Here is a 19189-nt window from a genome sequence, read left to right on the forward strand (position 1 = left end):
AACGTAGAGCGCCACTGCCATGTCCGAACCCGTCATCATCGCCGTTCCGAAGGGACGCATTCTCGAAGAGGCGCTGCCTCTGCTCGCCCGCGTCGGCATCGTGCCCGAACCGGCCTTTGTCGACAAGAACAGCCGCGCGCTGCGCTTTTCGACCAACCGGCCCGATATCGATATCATCCGGGTGCGCGCGTTCGACGTCGCGACCTTTGTCGCGCATGGCGCGGCGCAGCTTGGCATTGTCGGGTCGGACGTGCTAATGGAGTTCGATTATTCCGAGCTATATGCGCCCGTCGATCTCGGCATCGGCGGGTGCCGTATCTCGGTGGCCGAGCCGGAAGATATGGCCGCAAAGGATGATCCGCGCGGATGGAGCCATGTCCGCATCGCGACCAAATATCCGCACATCACCGCAAAGCATTTCGCCGCGCGCGGGGTGCAGGCCGAATGCGTGAAGCTGAACGGTGCGATGGAACTGGCCCCCAAGCTCGACCTTGCCCCGCGCATCGTCGATCTGGTGTCCTCGGGCCGCACGCTGAAGGAAAATGGGCTGGTCGAGGTTGAGGTGATCGCAGAGGTCACCAGCCGCCTGATCGTCAACCGCGCTGCGTTCAAAACGCGGGTGGGCGAGGTCGTGCCGCTGGTCGATGCCTTCCGCCGCGCGGTGGAGGATCAGGCCGCATGATCCGGCTCGATACCCGCGAGGCGGGGTTCGCGGCGGCGTTCGACGATCTGGTCAATGCCCGGCGCGAAGCGGATTCGGATGTCGAGCGCGACGTGCGCGTCATCACCGCCTCGGTGCGGGATGAAGGCGACGCCGCGATCCGCGCCTTTACCCAGAAATTCGACGGCCATGATCTGGATGAGAGCGGCTGGCGGATCGAATCTTCCGAACTTGCCGCTGCTTATGACGGGCTGGAGCCCGATCTGCGCGCCGCGCTCGAACTCGCGCGCGACCGGATCGCTGCCTATCACCAAAAGCAGAAACCGGCCGACAGCGATTCCACCGACGATGCGGGGGTTCGCCTCGGTGCGCGCTGGCGCAGCGTCGATGCGGCGGGCGTCTATGTCCCGGGCGGGCGCGCTGCCTATCCGTCCTCGGTGCTGATGAACGCGATTCCGGCCAAGGTTGCGGGCGTCGAGCGGCTCGTCATGGTGACGCCGACGCCGAAGGGTGAGGTCAATCCGCTGGTGCTCGCCGCCGCGCATATCACCGGCGTCGATGAAGTCTGGCGAATCGGCGGCGCGCAGGCGATTGCCGCGCTCGCTTACGGCACGCAGCGGATTGCGCCGGTCGATGTCGTCACCGGCCCCGGCAATGCCTGGGTCGCGGAGGCAAAGCGTCAGCTTTATGGCGTGGTCGGCATCGACATGGTTGCAGGGCCGAGCGAGATCGTCGTGGTCGCGGACGCCGCCAACGATCCCGAATGGATCGCAGCTGACCTGCTCAGCCAGTCCGAACATGATCCGTCCAGCCAGTCGATCCTGTTCACCGACGATGCGCTGTTTGCGGACTCGGTCGCAAAGGCGGTCGATCGGCAGATCGGCACGCTGTCGACAAAGGATGTCGCGCGGCAAAGCTGGGACGCGAACGGTGCGATCATATTGGTGCCGGACCTGATGGCCGCGCTGCCGCTCGTCGACCGGCTCGCGCCCGAACATCTCGAACTCGCGGTCGATGATCCCGATTCGTTGTTCGCGAAGGTGCGCCACGCCGGTTCGGTATTTCTCGGCCGCCACACCCCCGAAGCGGTGGGCGATTATGTCGCCGGGCCGAACCATGTCCTGCCCACCGGGCGCCGAGCGCGCTTTTCGAGCGGGCTGTCGGTGCTGGATTTCATGAAGCGGACCAGCTTTTTGTCGCTGGGGCAGGCGGGGATCGATGCGATCGGTCCGGCTGCGGTGAAGCTTGCCGAAACCGAAGGACTGCCTGCCCACGCCAGATCGGTGGCGCTGCGGCTGAAATCCTAGGAATAACTGTCTCGCCAAAGAGGTGCTTCGATGTCGCTGACCCAATTGCTCGTTCCGTCCTACCGCAACATGTTGCGTACCCTGTCGGGGCTGCTGGAAAAGGCGGAGCGGCAGTTGGCTGACCGGACCGACGAACTGCTTTCGGCGCGGCTGGCGGCGGACATGTATCCGCTGGCGACGCAGATCCGCTTTGCGGCCTATCAGGCGCAGGAGGCGGTGTATCGCCTGCATGGGCAAGCGGTGCCCGAAAGCGTTCAGGCCGTCGCCGACGAAGCGCGCAATGCGGGCGAAGCGCCCGGATCGATCGCCGATGCCCGCGCGCGGCTGGACGAGGCGCTGGCGTTTCTTGATGGCGTGTCCGACGATGCGCTCGACGATCGCGCGGATCAGGCGGTGGTGGTCGAAGTGCCCGGCGGCATCATCTTCGACATGACCGGCGAAAGCTTTGTGCGCGACTGGGCGCTGCCGCAATTCTATTTCCACGTCATCACGGCCTACGCCATCCTGCGTAATCAGGGCGTGGAGATCGGCAAGGCGGATTTCGTGCCGCACATGTTCGCCTATCTGCGCCCCGGTACCGCGCCTGCCGGGTGAGAGCCGCAGGACGGCGCTGAGTGCTCGATTGGTTATTTCCCTTCCCCTGACGTCGCTGCGGCGGAGGCCGCAGCCGCTGGATGCAGTCGGCGACGACACCGGCCTGCGCCGGGGCGACGAAAGCCTTATTTCCGTAGCGGGCATGAAGGGGGTAGGGGGAGACGGCATAATGCCTGCTCAAACAAAAGGGCCGGCACCCTTTCGGATACCGGCCCCCTCCTGTGATGACGAACTCAGGCCGCCGCAGCTGCGACCATGGTTGAGTCGTCATTTTCTCCGCATCGGACAGAGGCGTTGTTCGCCTCTGCCGCTGCGGAACTCGTCAGCCGCGGCGGCATCACCAGCCGCGCGGCGAAAACCGCAATTCCCATCACCGCATAAGCGGCGAGCACCATTTCCGGGTTCCAGATCATCGACACGGCGAGCACGATGCGCAGCCAGTTGGGATTGAAACCAAATTCCTGCCCGATGCCTTCGCATACGCCCAGCAGCGTGTCGGACCGCCGAAGCAAGCTAGTGGTTACGCGTTGCATTTTCGTGTCTCCCTGACCCTCTGAACCCGTATTTCGTTCGGATGATCAAGGCTTCGCAAAGCCCGTGCCAGTTATGGAAAATGATGTAATATCAATAGTTTGAAATATTTCCCCCGGAAAGCCAGTAGTGCGTCCGGTGGGGTGAGCCGCAACTATTTGGGAAAAATACCCGAATGTTCGCGCAATCTCCGCACCGACCGATGGTGGCAGCCAATGTTGCGCTGCTCAGCAACATAATTTCAATACCAAAGCAAGTCCTTTCACCTTGCCCTTTGCGTTTATCCGCTGGTCCGACTATCTCACGCCGATCATGCCCAGTCCTAAAGCAAAGACCCGATCCCAGGCGCGCGCCGCCGCGCGACTCGGCGCCGTACAGGCGCTCTATCAGCACGAGATGGAGGGAACCTCGATCCCTGCGCTGCTGCACGAATTCCACAATCACCGGCTTGGCCGGGTGATCGAGGATGTCGAATATGCCGAGGCGGATATCGCCTTTTTCGACGATCTGGTAACCGGCGTCGATTCGCGTCGCGACGAAATCGACCGCGCGATTGCGGGCAAGCTGTCCGCCCAATGGTCGATCGAGCGGCTCGACAAGCCGATGCGTCAGATCTTGCGCGCGGGCACCTATGAATTGCTCGCACGGCCCGATGTGCCGACCGCTGCGATCATCAGCGAATATCTCGATATCGCGCACGCTTTTTACGACAAGCGCGAGGCGGGTTTCGTCAACGGCCTGCTCGATGCGGTGGCGAAGGCGCTTCGCTGATTTGACCGGCCCTCGCACCTTTCCGCGATGAACGAAGCCGAATTTATCGCGGCGCTCGCCCGCTTGCCGCTCCACCCCGGCGCGGACGGGCTGCGCGACGATGCGGCGATACTCGGCCACCGGGCGGGCGAGCAGCTCGTCCTCACCAAGGATATGATCGTCGAGGGGGTGCATTATCTCCCCCTCGATCCGCCGGACGATGTCGCGTGGAAGCTGGTCGCGGTCAATCTTTCGGACCTTGCCGCGAAGGGCGCCCGCCCGGTCGGTCTGATGCTCGGCTATATGCTGGGGGACGACGCATGGGACCGCGCCTTTCTGACCGGGCTGGATGAGGCGATCCGCGCGTTCGATGCGCCTTTGCTGGGCGGCGATACCGTTCGGGGCGGTGGACGCGCGCGTACCTTATCGCTGACCGCGATCGGTGCGGCCGACCGGGTGGCGCGGCGTGGCGGCGCGAAGGCCGGGGACTCGCTCTGGGTGACGGGCACCATCGGCGATGCGGGGGCCGGGCTTCGCATCGCGCAAGGCGCGGACGGCCCCGAAAGCCTGCGCTCCGCCTATCGCCGCCCGGTGCCGCGTATCGCCGAGGGGCGGGCGCTCAGCGCCGATGCAAGCGCGATGATGGATATTTCGGATGGCCTGCTCATCGATGCCTCGCGCATGGCAGCGGCAAGCGGCCTGGCGGTCGGGATTGATCTTGATGCCGTGCCGCTTTCCGATGCGCTGCGCGATTTCTCAGGCGACGATGAATCCGCCCGCCTCGCCGCCGTTACAGCGGGCGACGATTATGAACTGCTCTTCGCGCTTCCCGGCGATACTCAGCCGCCCGTTGCCGCAACGCGCATCGGCAGGCTCGAACCGGGCGAAGGGTTGACGCTGCGGTGGCGGGGCAACGCACTTTCCCTCCCCGACCGGCTGGGCTTTCAGCACGGAAGCTGAGCGCGCTTGCCGGGCGCGTGTCATAGGGATACGCTCCTGTTATTGCGGCGGGACCGACGCGACAGAACCAACGGCCCGCCCGGACAGAACGGGGAGGATACCGTTTCATGACAATTCTATATTGCGCCATAATTTGTGGTCTGATCGCCGTGCTCTACGGCGTCTTCACCAGCATGCAGATTCTTCGCAATCCCGCCGGGGATGAGAAGATGCGCGACATCGCCGCCGCCATTCAGGAAGGGGCGCAGGCCTATCTCGGCCGCCAATATCGCACCATTGCGATGGTCGGCCTTGCAGTCGCGGTCATTCTGGTGCTGACACTGGGTTGGCTCTCCACGATCGGCTTTCTGATCGGCGCGATCCTGTCGGGCGTTGCGGGCTATGTCGGCATGAACATTTCGGTGCGTGCCAATGTCCGCACGGCACAGGCCGCGCGCACCTCGCTTCAGGGCGGCCTGACGGTTGCGTTCCGGTCGGGCGCGATCACCGGCATGCTGGTGGCGGGCCTTGGCCTGCTCGCGATCGCCGTCTTCTTCTGGTACCTCATCGGCCCTGCGGGTCACGCCGCCAATGATCGCGAGATTATCGAGGCGCTGACCGCGCTTGCCTTTGGCGCATCGCTGATTTCGATCTTTGCCCGGCTGGGCGGCGGTATCTTTACCAAGGCGGCGGATGTCGGGGCTGATCTGGTGGGCAAGGTGGAGGCCGGCATCCCGGAGGATGATCCGCGCAACCCCGCAACCATCGCGGACAATGTCGGCGACAATGTCGGCGACTGCGCCGGAATGGCCGCCGATCTGTTCGAAACCTATGTCGTGACGCTTGGCCTGACCATGGTGTCGGTCGCGCTACTGGTACAGGCATCGGGGGCGGAGCTCCTCGGCCTGATGGTGCTGCCGCTGATCGTCGGCGGTGTGTGCATCCTGACCTCGATCCTTGGCACGTACATGGTGCGGCTGGGGTCGAACCAGTCGATCATGGGCGCGCTGTATAAGGGCTTCTGGACCGCAGCGATCCTCGCCATCCCGGCGATCTGGTTCGTCACCCAATGGGCGCTGGGCGATATGCATGCGGTGATCGGCGGCGCAGGGTTTCTGGACGGCGGATCGGACGCGATGACGCGCGAGGCGCTTGCGGGCGCGGCCACGGCTTCGGCGACGGCCTTTACCGGCATGGACCTGTTCTGGTGCATGATGATCGGGCTGGGCGTCACCGCCGCGCTCGTGTGGATCACCGAATATTATACCGGCACCAACTACCGTCCGGTGCGATCGATCGCGCGTTCGTCGGAAACCGGCCACGGCACGAACGTCATTCAGGGGCTGGCCGTCAGCCTTGAATCGACCGCGCTGCCGACGATCGTCATCGTGGTCGCGGTGATCGCCGCCTATCAGCTTGCCGGGATCATCGGCATCGCCTTTGCGGCAACATCGATGCTGGCACTTGCCGGGATGGTGATCGCGCTCGACGCCTATGGGCCGGTGACCGACAATGCGGGCGGCATAGCCGAGATGGCGGGTCTTCCCGATGATGTGCGTGAGCGCACCGACGCGCTCGACGCGGTCGGCAATACGACCAAGGCGGTGACAAAAGGCTATGCGATCGGATCGGCGGCGCTCGCCGCCTTGGTGCTGTTCGGTGCCTATACGACCGATCTCGACCGCTATGCTGCGGCGCTTGGTCTGACCGGACCGGTCAATTTCTCGCTCTCCAACCCCTATATCATCGTCGGACTGCTGCTCGGCGCGTTGCTTCCCTATCTGTTCGGGGCGTTCGGCATGACGGCGGTGGGGCGTGCGGCAGGATCGGTGGTGCAGGATGTGCGCGACCAGTTCCGCGACGATAGCGGCATCATGGCGGGCACCAGCCGCCCCGATTATGCCCGTACCGTCGATATCGTCACGCGCGCCGCCATCCGCGAGATGATCATCCCCTCGCTGCTCCCGGTGCTCAGCCCGGTGGCGGTGTTCTTCATCATCAGCTGGGTCGGCGGCAGGGAACAGGGGTTCGCGACGCTTGGCGCAATGCTCCTCGGCGTGATCGTCTCCGGCCTGTTCGTCGCGATTTCGATGACGAGCGGCGGCGGCGCATGGGACAATGCCAAAAAATATATCGAGGACGGCCATCATGGCGGCAAGGGTTCCGAAGCGCACAAGGCGGCGGTGACCGGCGACACGGTGGGCGATCCGTACAAGGATACGGCAGGCCCGGCGGTCAATCCGATGATCAAGATCACCAATATCGTCGCGCTGCTGCTGCTCGCCGCGCTGGCGGGCGGGGCGGTATAATATTCGGGGCGTCCCGGCCAGTCGACGGTCGGGACGCTTCGGCTTATGCAAGCTGAGTGGGGTTTGTTTTTCGATCTGCGGGGGGGGGGCACTGAATGAAAGTGAAAAAGCGTTTCGCGGCACTGCTTGCCGCAACATTTTTGAGCGTTCCGGCAGCATTGCCGGCACTGGCGCAGGCAGGTGCAGAATTGAGCGCGGCGGATTTCGCGCAGTTGCCGGTCATTGCCCGGCCTTCAATCTCTCCCGACGGGACGAAGATCGCCGCATTATACGTGCTCGACGGCGCGCAATATCTGACGATCGCGCCGATCGATGGCGGCAAGCCGAAGGTGATCGGCACCGGCGACAACGACCTTAATTGGTGGCGCTGGGTAAATAACGACTGGCTGGTAGTCGGCATCGGCGATAGCCGCCCGTTCGGCAGATATGGTGAAGCGTATATCCGCCGGGCAGTCGGCGTGAAGGCCGACGGTACGCAGACGGTTCCGCTGGGCGACAGGAAACGCGATCTGGGGCAGACGGGCGACCGCCTGTTATGGGTCGCTTCGGATGGCTCGCCGCATGTCATGCTGGCGGCGCAGCATGACATTTTTTCGGACCATATCGATTTCTGGCCCAGCGTGGTCGATGTCGACGTATCGACGGGGCGCGAGCGGGTGATCGCGATGCCGCATCGCGGCGTGATGAACTGGATCGTCGACCATCGGGGCGTCGTTCGCGTCGGCATCGGTCATTCGAACGACGGACGCCACCGGCAGGTGATCTATCGCACGACCAATGACGAACGCTTCCGCACAATTGATCGGTCCGCGACCGACAAGGATGACGCGCGCGACACGCCCGACATATTTCTGCCCGATGGCAGCGCGCTGACCCTCGCTGAAGATGAGGCGGGAACGATGGCGGTCTATCGCTACGACCTGACGAAATTCGCAAAGGGTGAGAAGGTGTTTTCCACCCCCGGCTATGATGTCGAAGGGGTTGCGATCAATGGGGTATCCGGCGCGCTCGACGGCTATGTCACGCTGGAAAAGCAGGAACGCAGCCACTGGGTCAGTGCCGACATGGTCGCGCTGCAGCAAGAGATAGACGCCAAAATTCAGCACGCGCGTGCCGACATCCTGTCGCTCGACGACAGGCACGACCGAGCGATCATTTACGTATCCGCGCCGGACGGACCGGGGGCATATTTCGTTTACGATCGTCCGACACAGGGGATGATCTCGATCGGTCTGGTAAATCCGAAAATCGGGTTACACCGCCTGAACCCGGTGCGTTCAATCCGGTACAAGTCGCGCGACGGCCTAGAGATCGAAGCGGTGCTGACCCTGCCGAAGGGGAAGGAAGAGGCACTTCCGCTGATCGTCCTGCCGCATGGCGGGCCTTCCGCCCGCGATGACGAAAGCTGGGATTTCTGGACGCAATTTCTCGCAAGCCGTGGCTATGCGGTCGTCCAGCCCAATTACCGCGGATCGTCAGGCTATGGCACGAAGCTGGCGGATGCAGGGCAGGGCGAATGGGGCGGCAAGATGCAGGACGATCTGGTCGACGCTATCACCTATCTCGCGGATCAGGGCATCGCCGATCCCGCGCGCGTGTGCATCGCCGGTGCTTCTTATGGCGGCTATGCCGCGATCCGCGCGGCGGAGCGCGATGCGTCCCATTATCGCTGCGCGATCTCCTATGCCGGGGTTTCCGACCTGAAGGCGCTTATCGGCTATAATAATAATTTCCTGTTTTCGGGGTCGAGAAAGGACTGGCTCACTGAGCAGGCGCCTGACCTGAAATCGGTCTCGCCGATCAATTCTCCGCAAGATATCGCGCTGCCGCTGCTGCTCGTTCACGGCAAAAAGGATCTGGTCGTTCCGTTCGATCAGAGCCACGACATGGCGGAAAAGCTCGAAAAACTGGGTAAACCGGTGCAATTTATCGAACAGCCGGACGCCGACCACCATTTCAGCCGGATGGAAGACCGGCTGGAATTCCTCAACGCGATGGAAGCGTTCCTGAAGAAATATAATCCCGCCTGAACAGACGCCATGCCTTGGAAAAGCGCGCATCTCACCCCATCTTGCGGGTTGCGCCTTTTCTTTCTTTGCCGTTCGGCCTAAAGGCGCTTCTCGAATTTCTATGCCAATTGCGAAGAGGTTTTTTTGGCCAAGGAAGAACTACTTGAAATGCGTGGGCAGGTGGTCGAACTGCTGCCCAACGCCATGTTCCGCGTCCGGCTTGAGAATGACCACGAAATTCTCGGTCACACTGCGGGCAAGATGCGCAAGAACCGCATTCGCGTGCTGGTCGGGGATGAGGTGCTGGTCGAACTGACGCCCTATGATCTGACCAAGGGGCGCATCACCTATCGCTTCAAATGATTGGTCCCGGCCTGCCGGTCGTTAGCGACCGCAGGCAGGGCTGACTCATTATGCAGCTCGTCCTTGCATCGACCAGCCCGCGCAGGCGCGACCTGCTTGTTTCGATCGGCGCGGTGCCGGATCGGCTCGCTGCGCCCGAAATCGATGAAAGCCCCCGCGCCGACGAACGCCCGCGCGTCTATGTCGAGCGCATGGCGGTGGAAAAGGCGCGCGCGGTCGAACGCGCCGAAGGTGAGATCGTGCTCGCGGGCGATACCAGCATCGCGCTTGGCCGCCGCATCTTGGGCAAGCCGGAGGATGAAGCCGATCTGCGCCGCATGCTCGGCCTGTTATCGGGCCGTCGCCACCGTTGTTTCTCCGCGCTGTGCGTTGTCGATGCGCAAGGGCGCGAACGAGTGCGCGTGTCCGAAACCGTGGTTGCGTTCAAACGCCTCTCGGACGCCGATATCGACTGGTATGTCGCCAGCGGGGAGGGGATGGGCAAGGCCGGCGGCTATGCCATTCAGGGCCGCGCCGCGGTGTTCGTTCGGATGCTGTCGGGCAGCCCGTCGGGCGTGATCGGCCTGCCGCTTTACGAAACGCGCGCGCTGCTCGAAGCAAGCGGATACCGCCTTGGCTGAATGGCTGGTCGAGCGCGGCATCGGCGAAGACCGGGCGGCGCTGATCGAGGATGGCGCGATTGTCGAAGCGCGCATCCGCCCGCATGACGATCTTGCCCCCGGCACCGTGATTCGGGCGCGGCTCGCCCGGCGCATTCCGCCTCGCAATCAGGGGATCGCGGTCTGGGACGGCGGCGAAGCGCTGCTCAGCCCGCTGCCGCGCGGCGTGACCGAGGGCGCGTCGCTTTCGATCGAAATCACCCGCCCCGCCATTTCCGAACGCGGCAAGCCCAAGCGCGCGCTTGCCCGGCCAAGCGAGGAAGCGCCGCGTCCCGCACCGGCGCTCGCCGACACGCTGGACGGGCCGGTGCGCCTGCTCGACTGGCGCGAGGGCGACGCGCTGGAAGCGGCGGGATGGAGCGAATTGCTCGAAGAGGCGGCAAGCGGCAGCATCGCTTTTGTCGGCGGCACCGCGCATATCACGATGACGCCTGCAATGACTCTGATCGACATTGACGGCGAGGGCGCGCCCGGCGACCTCGCGGTCAGCGGAGCCGCTGCCGCCGCACGCGCGGTCCGGCGGCTTGATATCAGCGGATCGATCGGCATCGACCTTCCCACCGTCGCCGATAAAGCGGTTCGTCAGGCGGCGGGCGAGGCAATCGACGCAGCGCTTCCCCAGCCGTTTGAACGCACCGCCGTCAACGGCTTCGGCTTCGTCCAGATCATCCGCCGCCGCTCACGCCTGTCGCTGATGGAGCTGTACGCGCATGATTCGCTGCTTAGCCATGCGCGCGCGCTGCTGCGTATCGCCGAGCGCAGCAAAGGCGCGGGCGAGCGGACGCTCCACGCGCATCCGCATATCGTTCACGCGATCGAATCGCGCGAATCCTGGGCAATCGAACTTTCTCAGCGAATCGGTGCCCCCATCGCCTTGCGCGCCGACCCGGCGCTCGCCATATCCTCGGGCCATGTCCAGGCCCGCTTCCCCTGATAAATGCCCGCTCTGCGGTGATGTCGCAGTGCGTGACTATGCGCCCTTTTGCAGCCGGGGATGCCGCGACCGCGACCTTTTGAACTGGCTGGGCGAAAGCTATCGCGTCGCAGGCCCCGCAATTGACCCCGAAGCGGCAGCTTTTCATGAAAGCGGGCTGGACAGCGGCGAAAAGCCCGATTAAGAGCCTGCCCTTCCGGCGGTTCGCTGGTGTGCCCAAGTAGCTCAGTTGGTAGAGCATGCGACTGAAAATCGCAGTGTCGGTGGTTCGATTCCGCCCTTGGGCACCATTTTCCTGATCCCATATGCCGGCGGGTCGATCCATCCCCGCACATCGCGCGATCATGACGAAGTTCAGCTGCACGCCGGGTGCGGCGCCCGGATCGTCAGACCTTCGGATGCGGTTCCTTCGCCCCGACGTAAAGCTGCCCGTAAGCGCGAATCATTAAGCTGACAGGCCGAAAGGCGCAGCGCGAAGCGATACCACGAACAAAGCTTTGCATTTCCTTGCCCTGCACGTCATTTTTCGCTTGTTCGCGACCGCGCCTCCTGTAACTTGTCTGATAAATAACGAACGGCAAGGAGGGTTACGACGACGGTCGGAAGCGCGGACAATCGTCTGAATGGCGCTGCTGCGTGCGGCGCTGTCGCTTCGGCCATTGGGCGAACCTCGCCTGTCCCATGAATATCATCATCACATTTCGACGGCGGACAAGTACATGAGTGAAAGCGGTATAAACAAGGACGATATCACCAGCGGCCGGGTGCTGCGATCCCGCGCATGGTTTGACGACCCCAGCAATGCCGACATGACCGCGCTGTATCTTGAGCGGTACATGAATTTCGGCCTGTCGCTCGAAGAGCTGCAGTCGGGCAAGCCGATCATCGGCATCGCGCAGACGGGCAGCGACCTTTCGCCCTGCAACCGCCACCATATCGTGCTGGCCGAACGTACCCGCGAAGGCATCCGCCAGGCGGGCGGCATCGCGATCGAATTTCCGGTCCACCCGATTCAGGAAACCGGCAAGCGCCCGACCGCCGGGCTGGACCGCAACCTTGCCTATATGGCGCTGGTCGAACTGCTCTACGGCTATCCGCTCGACGGCGTGGTGCTGACCACCGGGTGCGACAAGACGACGCCCGCCTGCCTGATGGCCGCCGCCACGGTGAACATTCCGGCGATCGCGCTGTCGGTCGGCCCGATGCTCAATGGCTGGCACAAGGGTGAGCGCACCGGGTCGGGCACGATCGTATGGAAGGCGCGCGAGATGCTTGCCGCCGGGGAGATCGACTATCAGGGCTTTATCAAGCTCGTTGCCTCGTCCGCGCCCTCGACCGGCTATTGCAACACCATGGGCACGGCGACCACGATGAATTCGCTGACCGAAGCGCTGGGCATGAGCCTGCCCGGACAGGCGGCGATCCCTGCGCCCTATCGCGACCGGCAGGAAGCGGCGTATCGCACCGGGCTTCAGATCGTCGAGATGGTCGCCGAAAACCGCAAACCCTCGGACATTCTGACGCGCGAAGCGTTCATCAACGCGATCCGGGTCAATTCGGCGATCGGCGGATCGACCAATGCGCCGATCCACCTTAACGCCATTGCCCGCCATGTCGGTGTCGAACTGTCGATCGACGACTGGCAGACCTATGGCCGCGAAGTGCCGCTGCTCGTCAATCTGCAGCCGGCAGGCGAATATCTGGGTGAGGATTATTATCATGCGGGCGGCGTGCCCGCGATCGTTGCCGAGCTGATGAAGCAGGGGCTGATCCACGAAGATGCGCTGACCGCCAACGGCAGGACGATGGGCGATAATTGCCGCGACGCCACGATTGAGGATGAGCGCGTCATCCATCCCTATGACAAGCCGATCCGCGAAAATGCCGGTTTTTCGGTGCTGCGCGGCAATCTGTTCGACAGCGCAATCATGAAGCGGTCGGTGATTTCGGACGAATTCCGCCAGCGTTTCCTCTCCGATCCCAATGATCCCGATGCGTTCGAAGGGCCGGTGATCGTGTTCGACGGCCCCGAAGACTATCACGCCCGGATCGATTCCCCCGATCTGCCGATCACCGACCGCACGATCCTGATCATGCGCGGGGCGGGGCCGATCGGTTATCCCGGTGCGGCTGAGGTGGTGAATATGCGCCCCTCTGCCGAACTCATCAAACGCGGCGTAGCCTCGCTTCCGTGTATGGGCGACGGACGGCAATCGGGGACGAGCGGCAGCCCGTCGATCCTCAACGCCTCGCCCGAAGCGGCGGCGATGGGCGGGCTTGCTTTGCTGCAGACCGGGGACAAGGTGCGGATCGACCTCAAGAAAGGCACTGCCGATATCCTGATCGACGATGCCGAACTGGCACAGCGCCGCGCCGATCTGGAGGCGAAGGGCGGCTATCCCTATCCGGAATCGCAAACGCCATGGCAGGAAATGCAGCGCGGCGTGACGAGCCAGTATGACACCGGCGCGGTGCTCGAACCGGCAGTCAAATATCAGCGGATTGCGCAGGTCTACGGCGTTCCGCGCCACAACCACTAAAAGCGGGAGAGGGTGCTGATGGCGGCGGACTATCATATCGTCGAACGTGGCGGCACGCGGGATGAACTGGGCGAGGGGCTCTTCTGGTCGGTGCGCGAACAGGCATTGTACTGGACCGATATTCTCTCGAAGCGGCTCCACCGGCTGACACTGGCGGATATGTCGGTGACAAGCTGGGACATGCCCGAAATGACCGGCTGGGTCATCGAGCGCGAGCAGGGCGGGATGATCGCCGGGATGCAAACCGGCTTTCATACCCTTGATCTGGATGGCGACACGGTGCGGACCGAAGCGATCGCCAATCCGCATCCCGATCTGCCCGACAATCGGATGAACGATGCGAAGGCCGACCGTGCGGGCCGCATCTGGGCGGGATCGATGCCGCTGACGGCTGACAAGCCCACCGGCGGTCTGTTCCGGCTCGATCCGGATCACAGCATGCATGTGATGGAATCGGGCTATACGGTTGCCAACGGCCCGACCTTCAGCGCCGATGGCGAGACCTTTTACCACACCGATACGCCGCACGGCTTTATCTATCGCTTCGCTTTTCCCGGCGACGGCACGCTGGGCGCGCGCGAAACCTTTGTGCGGTTCGAGGATGGCTGGGGCCGCCCCGACGGCATGACCACCGATGCCGAGGGTGGCATCTGGGTCGCGCATTGGGGCGGCAACTGTATCAGCCGCTTCACGCCCGATGGAAAACGCGAGCGGGTGATCGAGCTCCCCGCCAGTCAGATCACCAATATCTGTTTTGCGGGGCCGGACCTCGACCGGATGTTCGTCACCTCGGCTGCCGAGGGCAAGCATGACGAACCGCTTTCCGGGTCGCTGTTCGAAGTGGAGACCGGGGGCGTACAGGGCCTCGCCCCCGGCCTGTTCAAAGGCTGAGAATCCGCCCCGTCATCATTGCGAGGAACGAAGCGACGCGGCAATCCAGCTCATCGCGCGCCGCTGGATTGCTTCGCTCCGCTCGCAATGACGACGGGGTTCAGGGCGCACGATCAGACGCTCGTTCCGCGTCCTTCGGCTTCCAGCATCCGCACCTCATAGACCCGGCAATCGGTGCCCGCCGTTTCGAAGCGCACGCGCACCTTGTCCTTGCCCGCTGTCCAGCCGGCCGGAATCGCGTAATCGACCGAGGTCCATTCTTTCAGCGGCGGCACCGCGCGGCGTTCCTCGGCCAGCTTCTTTCCGTCGATCAGGATGACGAAATCCTTGTTGACCTCCTCACCCCAATAGAGCGCGCGCAGCACCATCGGGCCGGGGCGAACGGCAAGCGTGAATTCGACGAAATTACCCTTGCCCCAGGGGAGCAACCGCCCGCTCTTGCCCGCCCAGCTTTGCAGATCGGCATGGTTCAGCGCGAAATCATGGTCACGCTCGGGCTGTTGCTCGCCGATATCGATCTGATCGACGGTGCGTTTTTTCAGCGCCTGTTGCGCGCGCTGGTCCGCGATGAACGCCGCCGATTCCTGTTCCCAGCGCGCTGGCGTGAAACTCGGGAAATAGACCGCGGTGCGCCGGTCATAGCGGTTAAAAAAAGGAAGCAGCTCCACCGCCTGAGGCTTTGCGCCGTTCAGCCGGAAATGGTGCGCAGCGGCGTCTACCGGGGCCACCGCCTCGCGCGGCGATGCCCCGACCAGCGCAGGCGGCAGGCTTTCCCACGGGTCGGTATCGGGCCCAAGATCGCCCGCAAGCACGACTGGGCCGTGGGTAAAGGCGACAATACCCGGATCATCGGCCATCGGTTCGACGGCAAGCGCCATGGGCAGTACCAGCTCGACCCGGTCGCCTGCCCGCCATTTGCGCGCCAGCCAGGCATAGCCGCCGCGCTTCTGAAAGCGCACAGTTTCGCCATTGACCCTGACCCGCGGCGCGTCGCTCCATTCTGGCAGGCGGAGCGCAAGCGCACGGTCCATCGGCGCATTCACCTCGATCGTGACCGTGTCCGAAAAAGGATAGTCGCCTGACAGGGAAAGCTTCGCGCCCTCCCAGTCGAGCACCGAGGGGATGAACAGATTCACGTACAGCGCCGCATCGTCGTGCCAGTAGATCGAATCGCCGTGCTTGGCATGGCTCTCCAGCCCCGATCCGACACAGCACCAGAAACTGTCATGCGGCGTCGACCATGTGCGCCTCGCCCCCGCAGATAAGGGCATGAAATAGGCGAACATGCCGCTATCGGGATTCTGGCTGGCGAGCACATGGTTGAGATGAATGCGCTCATAAAAATCGAACAAAGCCGCATCGGGTGCCCAGCCATATTGATGCCGGGTGAGCTTCAGCATGTTGTAGCTGTTGCAATGTTCGCAGGTCCGCTCGGTAATCGCTTTGCTAAGCTGGTCGGGCGGACCGAAATGTTCGGCTTCGGAATTGCCGCCGATCACATAGCTGTGATGGTGCGCCACCACATCGCGGAAGAAACGCGCGGCGACATGGTCCTTCTCGCCGCCGCCCAGTTCATAGATTCGCGCCAGCCCGATCAGCTTGGGGATCTGCGTATTGGCGTGCAGCCCGGCAAGCTTGTCCTGCTCGCCGGCCAGCGGATCGAGCACGCGATGGTCGTAAATCTTCTCGGCAATGCGCAGCCAGCGAGGATTGCCGGTCAGCGCATAGGTCTCGGCATAGGCTTCGTTCAGCCCGCCATATTCGGCCTTTAGCAGCGTCTGCATCTGTGCTTCGGACAGACCCTCCAGGATCGTGCCCAGATAGCCCGCCATGCCGATCAGCACCGGCATCGCCGCATCGACCTTTGCGATGCGCACGGCGTCGATCAGGCCCGCCTGCACCTTGTGCCAGGTATAAAGCGGCACCCAGCCGCCATTCACATCGAACCCGCCGGTGCGAATATCGCCGCGCCGGATTTCCTCATAGACGATCTTGCCGTCGACCTCTTTGCCGTCGCGTTCGACCGTGGTGCCGCCGATATAGCCATCGCCCTGCGCCGCCTGACATGCGGCAAGCTCGCCGATGATATAGGCGACGCGCTCGCGCACCGCCGCATCGCCGGTCTGGGCATGCATCAGCGAACAGGCGCTGAGATAATGGCCAAGCGTATGCCCCGCGATCCCCCGCGCTTCCCAGCCGCCATAGACCGGCGCTTTCGGCTCCAGTCCGGCCCCTGCGCGGAAGTTGTGGAGCAACCGGTCGGGATCGAGCGACAGCAGATAGGCGCGGTTCGCCTCAATCGCGCGCAGGAACGGCCCCTCGGTCAGTCGTACCGATTCGAGCGGAACCGGGCGTACCCGGATGCGGTAGCCGGTCGCCGCGCCCTGCGGCGCAGCGCGCGCGAACCCGGCGGGAAGGGCGAGCGCCGCAGCGCTTGCCGATGCCATGAAGCCACGCCGACCAATCATCGCATGAGTTCCGAACGGGCGGGCGAGGGCGACGGCTTCATGGCAATTCTCCTGCGATATCCGGCTGTTTCCGCCGGTTCTTATTCTTCGAACGGGCCAACCTCGCGGCGTCGGCCGAGCAGATAGGCATCGGCGACATGGCGGAACGGGGAGAGGTCGGCATCGCTCTGACGCGCATCGAGCAATTTTGCGAAATGGCGATACAGCCGCGCATATTCGGGATCGTCATCGACCGCGACGGCTTCGCCATCGACCGCCATTTTCGATGCGCCCTCGCTCAGCTTCAGATGCCCGGCATCGGTTTCGATCACGATGTCCCAGGTCTGCGGCCCGCGCTGGTCGAAATCGAACTCCACCCGTACCGGCGCGTCGCCATGGGTATAGTCCAGATCGGCCGCGATCGGCGCGTCGCGGTTCGAGGGGAAGCGCAACTCCGCCGATTGCAGCATCATCGGCAACGGCAGGATATGCGTCAGCACCGACAGCGCATTGATCCCCGGATCGAACACGCCGATCCCCGGTTCCCAGATCCATGCCTGACCCGGATGCCAGACGCGGACATCCTCTTTCCAGTTCACCTCGACCCGGCGGATCGTCTTGCCGTCCAGCCATTGTTTCGCCGGTTCGACCGCCGCGGCCTCACGCGAATGCCAGGTCGCATAGAAAACGCGTCCCGCGTCGCGTGCCATCCCGGCAAAGGTCTCCGCCTCGCTGATCGTCGCTGCGGGCGGCTTTTCGATCATCACGTCCAGATTATGCGACAGCGCCTCGGCAATCACCTGCATCCGGCCGCGCGGCGGGGTGCAGATCGACACCGCCTGCACCTCGGGATGCGCCTGCACCATCTCGGCAATGGTGCGATAGCCGGGAATGCCTTCAGGGGGCTGATGCCCGGTCACGGCGGCGACCAGTTCGAAGCGGTCGCTTGCGGCAATGGTGGGGACATGCTGGTCGCGGGCGATCTTGCCGATCCCGACCAGTGCGATTTTCGTAACACTCACAGCGAAAGCACCTCGATCTGATCCGGAGCAGGAGCGGCAGCGCGCGCCAGCGGGTTGCGCACGGGCAAAGTGAAGGGCGCTGCCTCCACCTCGAAAATATCGCCCTCCTGCGTCTTCACATTGTCGGCAAAGGACAGGGTGGCGGTGCCGAAGAAATGAACATGCACATCGCCCGGACGGCGGAACAGATCATATTTGAAATGATGATGTTCGAGGTTGCGCAGCGAATGCGACATATTCGCTTCGCCCGACAGGAACGGCTTTTCCCACAGAGTCTCGCCATCGCGCACGATCCGGCTGGTGCCGCGAACATCCTGCGGAAGCTCGCCGAGCAGCAATTCGGGGCCGAGTGCCGCCTGACGCAGTTTCGAATGGGCGAGCCACAGATAATTGCCGCGCTCGGTCACATGGTCCGAAAATTCATTGCCCAGCGCAAAGCCAAGGCGGCGCGGGCGGCCCGCATCGTCGATGATATAGATGCCCGCAATTTCCGGCTCTTCCGATCCGTCGAGCGCGAAATGGGGCGATTCGAGCGGCGCACCCGGCGCGACCAGACAGCTTCCGTCGCCTTTGTAAAACCATTCGGGCTGCGCCCCGGTGGCGCCGTCGGCGGGCCTTCCGCCCTCAAGCCCCATGTTGAACATGCGCATCGAATCGGTCATCTGGCCGCCCGCCGCCGCCTGATGCATCTTGTTGCGCCCCTCGGCCGAACCAAGATGGGTGAGGCCGGTTCCGGTCATCAGACAATGTGCCGGATCGGGATGGTCGATCGGCGCCAGAAAGCGCCCTTCTGCGGCGATCGCCGCGGGATCGACCGCGTCGCCCGCCGCCTGCTCGGCCGCATGGGCAAGCGAAATGCCGCGCGCAATCGCATCGCGCGCCAGGTCGTAGGTGCTGGCGATGTTGTTCAGGCGCACCGCTGCGCCGCCTTCCTTCAGCATCGCGACATGGCGGGTGCCGTCGCTTTCCCGATACTGGATCAACTGCACGATAAACTCTCCTGATCGTATTGCGGCATATCCCTTTCAGGATTTGTCGGCATTACTCAGACATTAAAACCAATCCCGCAAGGCCCAATTTCGCTGTTGCAGCCATGCAAAACACGCCTTACCACTATTGTCTGATAAATAGATCACAATTTTGGAGAGCCGAATGTCGCACCCACCGATCCCATGTCCGCCCGTCCCATATGGCCGCCGACAGGCCATTGGTTCCTGACACGATCATGACACG

17 protein-coding genes and 1 tRNA gene are annotated in these 19189 nt (G+C 63.4%); 14 read left to right on the top strand and 4 right to left on the bottom strand.

Annotation, left to right across the window (positions count from 1 at the left end; all coding sequences use genetic code 11):
* The first annotated feature begins 19 nt into the window (after positions 1-19).
* The 3 genes from hisG to EV664_RS10550 are packed head-to-tail and all read left to right on the top strand — an operon-like array spanning position 20 to position 2562.
* Positions 20-682 carry an ATP phosphoribosyltransferase gene (hisG, locus tag EV664_RS10540; protein WP_133495673.1) on the top strand — a complete coding sequence of 221 codons (663 nt, stop codon included), beginning with the start codon at positions 20-22 and terminating at the stop codon, positions 680-682.
* Entirely contained in the window at positions 679-1968 is a 1290-nt protein-coding gene (hisD, locus tag EV664_RS10545) for a histidinol dehydrogenase (protein WP_133495674.1), read from the top strand. Before hisG ends, hisD begins: the two co-directional genes overlap by 4 nt.
* A gap of 30 nt (positions 1969-1998) precedes the next feature.
* The gene (locus EV664_RS10550) at positions 1999-2562 is read left to right on the top strand and encodes a DUF1993 domain-containing protein (protein WP_133495675.1); all 564 of its coding nucleotides are present in this window, start codon (positions 1999-2001) and stop codon (positions 2560-2562) included.
* Positions 2563-2795: 233 nt separating this feature from the next.
* Here EV664_RS10550 and EV664_RS10555 read toward each other — a convergent pair whose 3' ends face one another.
* Positions 2796-3095, bottom strand: coding sequence for a PspC domain-containing protein (locus EV664_RS10555; RefSeq protein ID WP_133495676.1), 300 nt, complete (start codon positions 3093-3095; stop codon positions 2796-2798).
* Between the two features lie 310 nt (positions 3096-3405).
* Here EV664_RS10555 and nusB point away from each other — a divergent pair, with 310 nt between their 5' ends.
* The 11 genes from nusB (at position 3406) to EV664_RS10610 (ending at position 14487) form a co-directional block, all read left to right on the top strand.
* Complete coding sequence (gene nusB / locus EV664_RS10560) at positions 3406-3864, top strand: transcription antitermination factor NusB (protein WP_133495731.1); 459 nt, start codon at positions 3406-3408, stop codon at positions 3862-3864.
* Positions 3865-3891: 27 nt separating this feature from the next.
* Positions 3892-4803 (top strand): thiamine-phosphate kinase, encoded by a 912-nt coding sequence (thiL, locus tag EV664_RS10565; protein ID WP_133495677.1) that lies wholly within the window; start codon positions 3892-3894, stop codon positions 4801-4803.
* Positions 4804-4910: 107 nt separating this feature from the next.
* Entirely contained in the window at positions 4911-7091 is a 2181-nt protein-coding gene (locus tag EV664_RS10570; RefSeq protein ID WP_133495678.1) for a sodium-translocating pyrophosphatase, read from the top strand.
* A gap of 95 nt (positions 7092-7186) precedes the next feature.
* On the top strand, positions 7187-9121 hold the full coding sequence (locus EV664_RS10575; protein ID WP_133495679.1) for a S9 family peptidase: 1935 nt from the start codon (positions 7187-7189) through the stop codon (positions 9119-9121).
* A gap of 123 nt (positions 9122-9244) precedes the next feature.
* On the top strand, positions 9245-9463 hold the full coding sequence (infA, locus tag EV664_RS10580) for a translation initiation factor IF-1 (RefSeq protein ID WP_003049127.1): 219 nt from the start codon (positions 9245-9247) through the stop codon (positions 9461-9463).
* Between the two features lie 50 nt (positions 9464-9513).
* Complete coding sequence (locus EV664_RS10585) at positions 9514-10083, top strand: Maf family protein (protein ID WP_133495680.1); 570 nt, start codon at positions 9514-9516, stop codon at positions 10081-10083.
* Positions 10076-11056: a ribonuclease gene (locus tag EV664_RS10590; RefSeq protein ID WP_133495681.1), complete on the top strand. Its 981-nt coding sequence runs from the start codon at positions 10076-10078 to the stop codon at positions 11054-11056. The genes EV664_RS10585 and EV664_RS10590 overlap by 8 nt, the downstream gene beginning before the upstream one ends.
* Positions 11034-11240 (top strand): DNA gyrase inhibitor YacG, encoded by a 207-nt coding sequence (locus tag EV664_RS10595; protein ID WP_133495682.1) that lies wholly within the window; start codon positions 11034-11036, stop codon positions 11238-11240. The genes EV664_RS10590 and EV664_RS10595 overlap by 23 nt, the downstream gene beginning before the upstream one ends.
* A 30-nt stretch (positions 11241-11270) precedes the next feature.
* Positions 11271-11346: transfer RNA gene (locus EV664_RS10600), tRNA-Phe, on the top strand.
* A 429-nt stretch (positions 11347-11775) separates the two neighbouring features.
* Positions 11776-13596 (top strand): IlvD/Edd family dehydratase, encoded by a 1821-nt coding sequence (locus tag EV664_RS10605; RefSeq protein WP_133495732.1) that lies wholly within the window; start codon positions 11776-11778, stop codon positions 13594-13596.
* Between the two features lie 18 nt (positions 13597-13614).
* Positions 13615-14487: an SMP-30/gluconolactonase/LRE family protein gene (locus EV664_RS10610; protein WP_133495683.1), complete on the top strand. Its 873-nt coding sequence runs from the start codon at positions 13615-13617 to the stop codon at positions 14485-14487.
* 113 nt (positions 14488-14600) lie between these two features.
* Here EV664_RS10610 and EV664_RS10615 read toward each other — a convergent pair whose 3' ends face one another.
* From EV664_RS10615 to araD1, 3 genes are all read right to left on the bottom strand, one after another.
* Complete coding sequence (locus EV664_RS10615) at positions 14601-16955, bottom strand: glycoside hydrolase family 127 protein (protein WP_229668212.1); 2355 nt, start codon at positions 16953-16955, stop codon at positions 14601-14603.
* An 80-nt stretch (positions 16956-17035) separates the two neighbouring features.
* Complete coding sequence (locus EV664_RS10620; protein ID WP_133495684.1) at positions 17036-17956, bottom strand: Gfo/Idh/MocA family protein; 921 nt, start codon at positions 17954-17956, stop codon at positions 17036-17038.
* Positions 17953-18948, bottom strand: coding sequence for an AraD1 family protein (araD1, locus tag EV664_RS10625; protein WP_280524583.1), 996 nt, complete (start codon positions 18946-18948; stop codon positions 17953-17955). Before araD1 ends, EV664_RS10620 begins: the two co-directional genes overlap by 4 nt.
* Between the last annotated feature and the right edge of the window lie 241 nt (positions 18949-19189).

It is taken from the genome of Stakelama pacifica, assembly GCF_004361835.1.
GTDB classification, from domain to species: Bacteria; Pseudomonadota; Alphaproteobacteria; order Sphingomonadales; family Sphingomonadaceae; genus Sphingomonas; species Sphingomonas pacifica.

Coding starts and splice junctions, on each gene's coding strand:
- hisG (WP_133495673.1), top strand. CDS start 20: ATGTCCGAACCCGTCATCATCGCCGTTCCGAAGGGACGCATTCTCGAA.
- hisD (WP_133495674.1), top strand. CDS start 679: ATGATCCGGCTCGATACCCGCGAGGCGGGGTTCGCGGCGGCGTTCGAC.
- EV664_RS10550 (WP_133495675.1), top strand. CDS start 1,999: ATGTCGCTGACCCAATTGCTCGTTCCGTCCTACCGCAACATGTTGCGT.
- EV664_RS10555 (WP_133495676.1), bottom strand. CDS start 3,095: ATGCAACGCGTAACCACTAGCTTGCTTCGGCGGTCCGACACGCTGCTG.
- nusB (WP_133495731.1), top strand. CDS start 3,406: ATGCCCAGTCCTAAAGCAAAGACCCGATCCCAGGCGCGCGCCGCCGCG.
- thiL (WP_133495677.1), top strand. CDS start 3,892: ATGAACGAAGCCGAATTTATCGCGGCGCTCGCCCGCTTGCCGCTCCAC.
- EV664_RS10570 (WP_133495678.1), top strand. CDS start 4,911: ATGACAATTCTATATTGCGCCATAATTTGTGGTCTGATCGCCGTGCTC.
- EV664_RS10575 (WP_133495679.1), top strand. CDS start 7,187: ATGAAAGTGAAAAAGCGTTTCGCGGCACTGCTTGCCGCAACATTTTTG.
- EV664_RS10585 (WP_133495680.1), top strand. CDS start 9,514: ATGCAGCTCGTCCTTGCATCGACCAGCCCGCGCAGGCGCGACCTGCTT.
- EV664_RS10595 (WP_133495682.1), top strand. CDS start 11,034: ATGTCCAGGCCCGCTTCCCCTGATAAATGCCCGCTCTGCGGTGATGTC.
- EV664_RS10605 (WP_133495732.1), top strand. CDS start 11,776: ATGAGTGAAAGCGGTATAAACAAGGACGATATCACCAGCGGCCGGGTG.
- EV664_RS10610 (WP_133495683.1), top strand. CDS start 13,615: ATGGCGGCGGACTATCATATCGTCGAACGTGGCGGCACGCGGGATGAA.
- EV664_RS10615 (WP_229668212.1), bottom strand. CDS start 16,955: ATGATTGGTCGGCGTGGCTTCATGGCATCGGCAAGCGCTGCGGCGCTC.